12 protein-coding genes are annotated in these 8,869 nt (G+C 66.8%); 3 read left to right on the forward strand and 9 right to left on the reverse strand.

All coding sequences use genetic code 11. From position 1 onward, the window contains the following. The 3 genes from A5698_RS23615 to A5698_RS23625 form a co-directional block, all read right to left on the reverse strand. Positions 1 to 270, reverse strand: a 270-nt coding sequence (locus A5698_RS23615; RefSeq protein WP_068301881.1) for a hypothetical protein, incomplete at its 3' end; no start/stop codon positions are given. A 56-nt stretch (positions 271 to 326) separates the two neighbouring features. Next, positions 327 to 536, reverse strand: a complete 210-nt coding sequence (locus A5698_RS23620) for an Rv3202a family protein (RefSeq protein WP_067083139.1) — start codon at positions 534 to 536, stop codon at positions 327 to 329. 87 nt (positions 537 to 623) lie between these two features. After that, complete coding sequence (locus A5698_RS23625) at positions 624 to 1,535, reverse strand: bifunctional helix-turn-helix transcriptional regulator/GNAT family N-acetyltransferase (RefSeq protein ID WP_231967506.1); 912 nt, start codon at positions 1,533 to 1,535, stop codon at positions 624 to 626. A 181-nt stretch (positions 1,536 to 1,716) separates the two neighbouring features. Here A5698_RS23625 and A5698_RS23630 point away from each other — a divergent pair, with 181 nt between their 5' ends. Beyond that, positions 1,717 to 2,604: a cyclopropane mycolic acid synthase family methyltransferase gene (locus tag A5698_RS23630; protein ID WP_067083142.1), complete on the forward strand. Its 888-nt coding sequence runs from the start codon at positions 1,717 to 1,719 to the stop codon at positions 2,602 to 2,604. Here the strand turns inward: A5698_RS23630 and A5698_RS23635 are convergent. The 3 genes from A5698_RS23635 to A5698_RS23645 form a co-directional block, all read right to left on the reverse strand. Further along, on the reverse strand, positions 2,601 to 2,780 hold the full coding sequence (locus A5698_RS23635) for a hypothetical protein (protein WP_231967507.1): 180 nt from the start codon (positions 2,778 to 2,780) through the stop codon (positions 2,601 to 2,603). The two genes, A5698_RS23630 and A5698_RS23635, sit on opposite strands and share 4 nt — an antisense overlap. Before the next feature lie 56 nt (positions 2,781 to 2,836). After that, positions 2,837 to 4,672, reverse strand: coding sequence for an MFS transporter (locus A5698_RS23640; protein WP_067083145.1), 1,836 nt, complete (start codon positions 4,670 to 4,672; stop codon positions 2,837 to 2,839). Between the two features lie 71 nt (positions 4,673 to 4,743). Continuing rightward, entirely contained in the window at positions 4,744 to 5,589 is an 846-nt protein-coding gene (locus A5698_RS23645) for an alpha/beta fold hydrolase (protein WP_067083146.1), read from the reverse strand. Positions 5,590 to 5,650: 61 nt separating this feature from the next. On the opposite strand from A5698_RS23645, the gene A5698_RS23650 reads away from it, so the two are divergent. Together A5698_RS23650 and A5698_RS23655 are read left to right on the forward strand one after the other, a co-directional pair. After that, positions 5,651 to 6,289: a TetR/AcrR family transcriptional regulator gene (locus A5698_RS23650; RefSeq protein ID WP_067083148.1), complete on the forward strand. Its 639-nt coding sequence runs from the start codon at positions 5,651 to 5,653 to the stop codon at positions 6,287 to 6,289. Further along, positions 6,282 to 6,812: a lipoprotein LppJ family protein gene (locus A5698_RS23655; RefSeq protein ID WP_067083149.1), complete on the forward strand. Its 531-nt coding sequence runs from the start codon at positions 6,282 to 6,284 to the stop codon at positions 6,810 to 6,812. The genes A5698_RS23650 and A5698_RS23655 overlap by 8 nt, the downstream gene beginning before the upstream one ends. On the opposite strand, the gene A5698_RS23660 is transcribed toward A5698_RS23655, so the two are convergent. The 3 genes from A5698_RS23660 to A5698_RS23670 form a co-directional block, all read right to left on the reverse strand. Continuing rightward, a complete protein-coding gene (locus A5698_RS23660) occupies positions 6,743 to 7,318 on the reverse strand; it encodes a GNAT family N-acetyltransferase (RefSeq protein WP_068301890.1) in 576 nt (191 codons plus the stop codon). The two genes, A5698_RS23655 and A5698_RS23660, sit on opposite strands and share 70 nt — an antisense overlap. Positions 7,319 to 7,325: 7 nt before the next feature. Beyond that, positions 7,326 to 7,703, reverse strand: a complete 378-nt coding sequence (locus A5698_RS23665) for a thiol-disulfide oxidoreductase DCC family protein (RefSeq protein ID WP_068301894.1) — start codon at positions 7,701 to 7,703, stop codon at positions 7,326 to 7,328. Positions 7,704 to 7,915: 212 nt separating this feature from the next. Beyond that, on the reverse strand, positions 7,916 to 8,869 hold a 954-nt coding region (locus tag A5698_RS23670), incomplete at its 5' end, for an HNH endonuclease signature motif containing protein (protein ID WP_156670871.1).

An 8,869-nucleotide genomic window follows, 5' to 3' on the forward strand; every position in this document is an offset into this window, starting at 1 on the left:
CGAAACCAGGCCGACCAGGATTCCGGCCAGCGTGATCCGCGTCGAGTCGACGGCCGGGCGCCAGACGGCGTCACCGTTCTTGATGACGAACACTCCCGCCGGCTTGGTCGTCACCTTGACGTTCGGATCGCGTCCGCGGCGCGCGCGGCCCCGCACCTCCGCGACGGGGATGACGGTGGTGCCGTCGGCGGTCTCGTAGGGCTGGCCGTAGACGCGCGAGGCGTTGGGGTCGAAGTCGAGGCTATCCAGCAGTTCGGCACGCAGATCCATGGCGTCATGCTTACCCCCGCACCCGCACGGCGGCAGCCGATCGACTCGAGGGGTGGCTATTCGAACGGGAGATCGTCGTCGGGGAGCGGGACCTCGATCGCCTGATCGACCAGATCCGCCTCGTTGGCCTCCCACGTCCGCTCGGCGGAGATCTCCGCGGCGTCGTGCCAGGTGTCCTCGTCGCCTGGATCCACCGGGGTTTGCTGGTCCGCCACGTCGGCTTCGGGAATGGCATCGCCGAACGCGAGGCCGTCAGGTGTGCTCATGATCGGTCTCCGTTCTCGTTGAGGTTTACCCGTCTGACGTCAACGATAGTGCGGAAACGCCCACGCGCCACCGAGCAACGCGGTGATCTACAACGCGCGCGACCAGTACTCGCCGACCAGATCGGTACCGAAGCTGCGATGCGGCTCGCGCCGATCGCACACGAAGCCGGCCCGTTCGTAGATTCGCCGGGCGGCCACCAGAACGTCGTTCGTCCACAACGTGATTCGGGTGTAACCCGCGCGCCGCGCGAACCGCAGGCATTCGTCCACCAGCCGGGTTCCCAGCCCGTGGCCGCGGGCGGTCGGTTCGACGAGCAAGAGGCGCAGTTGGGCGGTATCGGGCTCGTCGGCGGCGGTGCAGATCACGCAGCCGGCACGTTGACCGTCCACCTCGGCGATCCACGCCGCTTCCCGTGCAGTGTCGCCGCGCCCGGCGTAGTCCGCGACCACGCGCGCGACCAAAGCCTCGAACGAGGCGTTCCAGCCATACTCCTCGGCGTAGCGGGTGCCGTGACGCTCGATCACCCAGCCGAGGTCTCCGGGCTCCGGCGCCCGCAGGACCGCGATGGACGGCGCCTGTTCGCCGTCGAGAAGGTCGCGGACGCGCTGCATGGACCGCACCAGATGCGCGCGACGCTCGTCGTCCAGCGGCTCCAGCAAGGCTTCGATGGCGCGGGTCTGCAGGTCGTCGAGTTCGCGGAAGGCGTCGCGCCCGGCATCGGTGAGCCGGACGATCTGACGTCGACCGTCGGCGCTGGACGGCATCCGCACCACCAGCCCGCGTTCGGTGAATCCCGACAGGATGCGGCTCAGATAGCCGGCGTCGAGGTCGAGTTGGCGCCGCAGCTCGACGACGGTGACGTCCGGCGAGCGGGCCAATTCGAACATCACCCGGGCCTCGGTCAGGCCGAATTGCGAGTCGGCGAGACGGGGCTGAAGCAACCCGATCACGCGCGTGTAGAAGCGGTTGAATCCTCGGATTTCGTCCACCACGGACATAGTTGACATCGTCAACCTAACTGTTGACTTTGTCAACAATGGTTTGCGCCTCGGTTGTGAGCCGCTGACCAGGGCAATGACGTCGACACCCAGGTGCTGTGCGTAAACTGCCCACCGACGGGGGAGGCTCTCTAACCGTGCGGAGCTTCGACCTGACCCAATTCGACGCCAGGGGCTGACCGTGCCAGAAAAATCGACCGACATCGCCCAGGACCTCACGCCTCACTTCGAGGACGTGCAGTCGCATTACGACCTGTCCGACGACTTCTACCGGCTGTTCCTCGACCCGACGCAGACCTACAGCTGCGCCTACTTCGAGCGCGACGACATGACGCTCGAGGAAGCCCAGATCGCCAAGATCGACCTGTCGCTCGGCAAACTCGGCCTGCAGCCGGGGATGACGCTGCTCGACGTGGGCTGCGGCTGGGGCGCGACGATCAAGCGGGCGCTCGAGCGATACGACGTCAACGTCGTGGGCCTGACGTTGAGCAAGAATCAGCAGGCGCACGTGCAGAAGGTGCTCGACGGCATCGACAGCCCCCGGAACAAGCGAGTGCTGTTGCAGGGGTGGGAGCAGTTCCACGAACCGGTCGACCGCATCGTCTCGATCGGCGCCTTCGAGCACTTCGGTCGCGACCGCTACGAAGAGTTCTTCAAGATGGCCTACGACGCGCTGCCCGCCGGCGGCGTGATGATGCTGCACACCATCGTCAAGCCCGACGACGAGGAGTTCGCGGAGCGCGGCCTGCCGCTGACGATGAACAAGCTGCGGTTCTTCAAGTTCATCATGGACGAGATCTTCCCCGGCGGAGATCTGCCGCAGCCGGTCGCGGTGAAGCGGCATGCCACCCAGGCGGGGTTCAAGGTCAGCCTGGTCCAGCCGTTGCGACTGCACTACGCCCGCACACTCGACCTCTGGAGCGCCGCACTCGAGGCCAACAAGGACAAGGCAATTGCCATTCAGTCCCAAGAGGTCTACGACCGGTACATGAAGTACCTGACCGGGTGCGCCGATCTCTTCCGCGAGGGTTACACCGACATCTGCCAGTTCACCCTGACCAAGGCCTAGCGGCGACGCAGCGCCCGCCAGAGCCGCAACGGCAACAGGCCGAGTAGGGGCGCGTGCTTCCCGAGGTCGTCGGCATCGCGTTTGTTGAACGCTGCGGCGTACTTTTGCGCGTCGTCGGCGCTCGCATATTCTTTGGCGCCCTGGGCCTCGCCGCAGCGCTCGCACTTCCACCGCATGGTGCGGCCGTCAGCCCGAAAGGTGGGGTCGTGCCCGAATATGCGGCAGCCCAGGGTCATTGCGGCGACGTCCCGGGAGGTGTGCCGACCCTGCCCCGGCTGTGCCGCGCGATTCGGTTCTCCGCCAATGCGACCCGCATCGCCTTGCGGAATTCACCCGGACCCCAGTAACGCGCGCCGACCGCTCGGTGCAGTTCCCGCACCGACATCGGGTCGTGCTCGCTCACCGCGCGCGCAATGGTTTCCACCTCGTGGTCCAGCGCCGATTCCGGCACCCCGGGGGTCGGCGGCTCACGCCACGCGCCATACCAGCCCGCGGGTGGCCCGGGCCGGTAGCGCCGCGTCCGGCTCGCTGCCCGTTCACGTTCCGTGCGTTCGGCGATGCGCGCCTGCCGGGCCGCGCGTTCCTGGTCGCGCTCCGACGGCTCGTCCGCCGGCTCCTCGTCTTCGTCGGCGGTCGTCAACGGCATCGCGAGGTCTTCGAGTTTCTGCCCTTCTGCCTTCACCCCGAACACCAACTCCACGACCCCACCCACGGCCATCACAGCCGCACCGATGAGGAAGGACACCGCGACGAGCCCGCGGTCGCCGGATTCGATCAGCTGGCCGAACAGCAGGGGACCGGTGATGCCGCCGACGGCCGTGCCGACCGCGTAGAAGAACGCGATCGCCAAAGCCCGCGTCTCCATGGGGAATATCTCGCTGACGGTGAGGTAGGCCGCGCTGGCTCCGGACGACGCCAGGAAGAAGCACACCCCGAGCACGGCCATGAAGACCCACACGCCGCCCGTCTGGGAGACGAACAGCACGGTCAGCGCCACGGCGACGGCCGCCGAACCCAGATACGCGAACGCGATCATCGGCTTTCGGCCGATCGTGTCGAAGAACCGGCCCAGCAGAATCGGCCCGGCGAAATTGCTCAGGGCCCACAGCGCGTAGAACATCGGCACGATGCCGGAGGAGACCTCGAAGAAACCGCTCAACAGGGTTCCGAGGTTGAACGTGAAGGCGTTGTAGAGGAACGCCTGACCGATGAACAGCGCGAGACCGAGGATCGCCCGCCGCGGATACTTCGTGAACGCGACGTGTGCGATCTCGCGGAACGAGATCGTCTTGCGCTGGCGCACCGTGAGCGACCCCTCGGGTTCCTCGAGGGGTTGGCCGGTCGAGCGTTCGACTTCACTCTCGATCTCACCGACCACGCGTTCGGCTTCGTCTTCGCGGCCGTGAATGAACAACCATCGCGGGCTTTCCGGGACGTGCCGGCGAACGACGAGCACCACGAGACCGAAGATGGCGCCGATGCCGAAGGCGATACGCCAACCGATGTCGGCCGGGAAGATCGCGGTGTTCAAGAGCAGCAGCGCACCCGCGGCACCGCCGGCGGCGCCGAGCCAGTACGAACCGTTGATGATGAGATCGACCCGGCCGCGGACACGGGCGGGGATCAATTCGTCGATCGCGGAGTTGATTGCGGCGTATTCGCCGCCGATACCCGCGCCGGTGAAGAACCGCGCTATGAAGAAGTACCACGGTGCGAACGCGAAAGCCGTTGCCACCGTGGCAGCGAGATACACCGCGAGGGTCAACAGGAACAGCTTCTTACGGCCGAACCGGTCGGTGAGCTGACCGAAGAACAAGGCACCCAGGCATGCGCCGGTGATGTAAACCGCGGCGGCGATGCCGATTTGACCCGCCGTCAGCTCGATCCCGCTGCCGCTCTCCGTCAGTCGGGAAGCGACGTTGCCCACCATGGTGACTTCGAGGCCGTCGAGGATCCACACTCCGCCCAGCCCGATGACGACGCGCCAGTGGAATCGCGACCAGGGCAACCGATCCAGCCGACCCGGGACCTGGGTGGTGATCGTGCCGGTTTGCACGCCAGAACTCATCGCCAGCCTCCTCGACCGCGCCGTAATCGGCTAGGGAGTACCCAACTGGCGCGAATTCACCCAGGCAGCGCTCAACTCCGCGGGGTGGCACCGACTCCGAGGATCGCGTCGATCACGGCCGAGGGTGCATCCAGCGACACGAACGTCCTCGCCTCGGGCACCTCGATCAGGGTCGAGTTGCTGAAGCATGCGGCCAACCGCCTGCCGAGCGCCGGCGTGAACGCCCGGTCCCGCTGTCCCCACACCAACGTCACCGGCTTGGTGAACCGGGGGAGCCTGGTCGCCACATCGGTGAGATCAGTCTTGGCAACGGCTCGCAGCAGTCCGGCCAGATCCCGGCGGATCCGGGCATCGGTGAGGCATGGTCGCAGCCACGACTCGGTCAATCGAGCGTCAGGATGCATCAGAAGCCCAAAGCCCAACGGGGAATGGCGCAGGGCAGGCACTTTCATCGTCGAGAACAACAGCTTGATCGAGGCGGGTCCGCGCAGCAGCGCGAACACCACGTCGAAGGGGAACGGCGGGAACTTGTCGAAGGCATCGCAATTGGTGAGCACCAACCGCCCGACACGGTCGGGTCCCTGGTCGACGACGAGCTGACACAGGCCACCTCCGGTGTCGTTGCCGACCAGCGTCACGTCCGACAAGTCGAGGGCGGCAAGGAATTCGCGGATCATCGCCGCCACCCCCTGCGGTGACAACTCGGTTCCGGGATTCACCGGGATGGTGTGGGAACCGAGAGGCCACGTCGGTAAGTAACAGCGGTAGCCCTGGCGGGCAAGGTCATCGGCGACCGGATCCCACAGATGGCCGTCGACGAGAATCCCGTGAACGAAGACCACCGGAGGATGAGGGGAATCCTCGGGACCCAACACGCGGTAGTCGATGGTCGCCTGTTCCAGCGCCAGTTGGGGCATGTTCGCTATCCTCTCCATCACCACTTACAAACAACTGGTACGAAAGTTACGTGCAGTCTGTATGAAAGTCAATGAGGGGGCGGGTCCGGATTCTCGCCGCCGGCGAACCCAGGCCGAGCGCACCGCCGCGACGCGTGCTCAGCTCATGGCTGCCGCCCGAAAACTGTTTGCGGACAGAGGATTCGCCGAGGTATCCACCCAGGCTGTCGTTTCGGCGGCGGGTGTCACCCGTGGGGCGCTGTACCACCAGTTCGGCGACAAGGCCGGCTTGTTCGCGGCCGTCTACGAAGAGATCGAGCGGGATATGGTCGCCGACATTGCGCGCGAAATCGCCGAACGCCAACCGACAGACCCGGTGGAGGCGATGCGGGTCGGCGCCCGGTTGTTCCTCGACGCCTGCGCGGCGCCCGACGTGCAGCAGATCGTCCTCATCGACGCGCCTGCAGTGCTGGGCTGGGAACGCTGGCGCGAGGTCGGGATGAAATACGGCCTCGGGGTGATCGAGGGCATGCTGGCCCACGCGGTCGCCCAGGGCGCGATACCCGACCAACCGCTGCGACCCACGGCGCACGTCCTGCTCGGGGCTCTCGACGAGGCCGCGCTGTACGTGTCGCGGGCGGTCGACCGCAAGCAGGCCCGTCGCGAAATGGACGTCGTCTGTGACCGCATGCTCGACGGGATCGCAGGAGGCGATGGCTGACCAGTTGCGGTCCCGCCCGTCGCGGCTCCTGCTGTGGGCCGCGTTGGCGATGTGCCTCGCGCTCGGTGCGGCCGTGGTGATCACGGGACTCGGTGAGCGGCCGCTTCGCCCAGCCGCGACCATCACCGATGACGAGGCGGCCGCACAGGTCGTGACGGCGGCTCGACGCGTCATCGCCACCGCACGGCTGCAGCATCCCGCCGGGGGTTATGCGTTCATGCCGTGCGGCGCGGAGGAGGGTCCGCCCTACCAGGCCGTCTTGCACATGACATTTACTGTGCCGCAACGCAACTCGGCGGGCTATCTGGATGGGATCGCTGCGGCGTTGGTCGACGACGGCTGGGTCCGGTCGGGGGCCGAAGGCGACCATTTCGGGATCACACTGACCAGGTCGGGCATGACCGCGCTCCTCACCCATGAGACGAGGCAAGCCGGTTCGGCCACGATGAAGCTCTACGGAGAGTGCCGCGTCGACGGCGACCACAGCGACGACGATCCGGCCTGGACCGACGTGACGCTCTGACCGGCCAGGCTGCGCTGAAGTAGCAGGGTGTCGAGCCACCGGTCGTGCTTGTAACCGACGGCGGTGAGCCGACCGGCTTCGACGAACCCGCGGCTGCGGTGCAAAGCGACGGAGGCGTCGGCGTCGGCGTCGACGATGACCGCGATCACCTCCCGCACGCCCGCGGACAGACAATCGGCCAGCAGCGCGTCGAGCAGTTCGGCGCCCACCCGGTGCCCGACCGCGTGGGGCGCCACGTAGACCGAATCCTCCACGGTGTGCCGATAGGCGGGGCGGATCTTCCACGGAGCGCAGTAGGCGTAACCGACGATCTCTCCACCCAGCACGGCGGATAGGAACGGTAAGCCCGCTGTCACGACGGCATCGAAGCGACGATCCCACGCGACGCGGTCGGGGCGCGCCAATTCGAAGGTCGCCCCGGTGTTTTCGACGTAGTGCGCGTAGATGTCGCCGATCGCGTCGAGGTCGTCGGGGCGCGTTGCCCGGACGTGAACCTCCCAGGACACCACCGGGTCAGCAGGTGACCGGATGAGACTCGCAGAACGGCGTCGTACCGGGGAAGCGATAGCGATGAGAGGCGACGTACCGGTAGACAGCCTCCTGTAGCGCCCGGATGCCGGGGAGCCGGTAGATGCGTAGTGGGAGCTCAGATCCCAGCGCTGCCGCGACCGCGGCGTTCATCGCCTCTGCGCTCTCGTACACCTGGCCGGAATCGTCGAGCCATCGTGCGGCGTCGAGGACCCGCGCCTCGGGGATTCTCAAGCGCTCGGCGACGCCTTCGCCCTGCAGAGGAGCGGTTCGCAGTTTCCCGGTCCGGTTCAGCTTCACAATGAAGTACACAGCGCGGGTGCACATTCCGCAGTTGCCGTCGAAGAACAGGGTTCCGGCCATACCGCTATTGTCCCTCCGATCGGGCCGCGGGAGGTCCGGATTCGGCGTGTGCCGCGTCACCACGTCGGGCGGCCATACCGCCAGCGCTTCGAACACGACACGGTGTGTGCGGCGCTCACCGTCAACTCGGTACACCCTCATGGCTCGGTACACCCACATGGCAAGCGGTGTCCCGCCGCTTGGAGCGAGCAAAAGACCACTGCGAGCGGCGGTCAGGCCGCCTGGTCTCCTGGGGGTGCTGGCCCGCCGGGTTCGTCACCGGGTTCGGTGTTTTCGGCAGGTGCGGGCTCGGTTGGGGTTTCGTCGGTGGGTTCGTCGTCGTCGGGTCGTAGGAGGCGTTCGGGGCGGTGGTAGTAGTTGGTTCGGGCTTGGCCGGTGTCGAGGTCGGGTGGGGGGAGCCATTCGACTTCGCCGCGGTCGTTGATGCGGGTGCTCCAGCCGCCGTTGGTGGTGACGCTGCGGTTATGCGGTCCGCAGGCCAGGCCGAGTTCGTCGATGTTGGTGTTGCCGCCGTCGGTCCAGTCGGCCACCACGTGGTGTACCTGGCAGCCGTAAGCGCCCACGGTGCAGCAGGGTTTGGTGCAGCCGCCGTCGCGGGCGATCAGCATGATCCGCTGCGCGGGGGAGGCGATGCGCTTGGTGCGGAACAGATCCAGCGCCGATCCGGTGGCTTTGTCGAACACGGCCAGGTAGTGGTTGGCGTGAGCGGCCATTCGGATGACGTCGGTGATCGGCATGACGGTGCCGCCGCCGGTGGTGCCGACTCCGGCGCGTGACTGCAGGTCTTGCAGGGTGGTGCGGATGATGATCGACACCGGTAGCCCGTTGAGTCGGCCGAGTTGTCCGCTCATCAATGCGATGCGCCCGACGGCGAGCAGTGCGTCGTGTTGGCGCTGGGCCAGGGTGCGGTGGTCGGTGTCGATGTGGGCTTGGGTCGGGGTGCCCGAGGTGCATGGTTCGGGGTCGTCGGGGTTGCACATGCCCGGGGCGGCGGCGTATTTGGCCAAGATTGCTTCCCACACCGCCCACGCTTCGGGGGTGAGCGTGGCGCGTAGTTCCACCATTCCGTCGGGGCTTTGTTTGGACTTTCTGAGGCCGCGTTTGCGGGCGCGGTCGATGTCGGTGGGCTCGGGGCCGTCTTGGTCGAGCAGAAACAGTGTGAGGTC

The sequence above is a fragment of the Mycobacterium sp. E136 genome, from assembly GCF_001666865.1.
Classification (GTDB): domain Bacteria; phylum Actinomycetota; class Actinomycetes; order Mycobacteriales; family Mycobacteriaceae; genus Mycobacterium.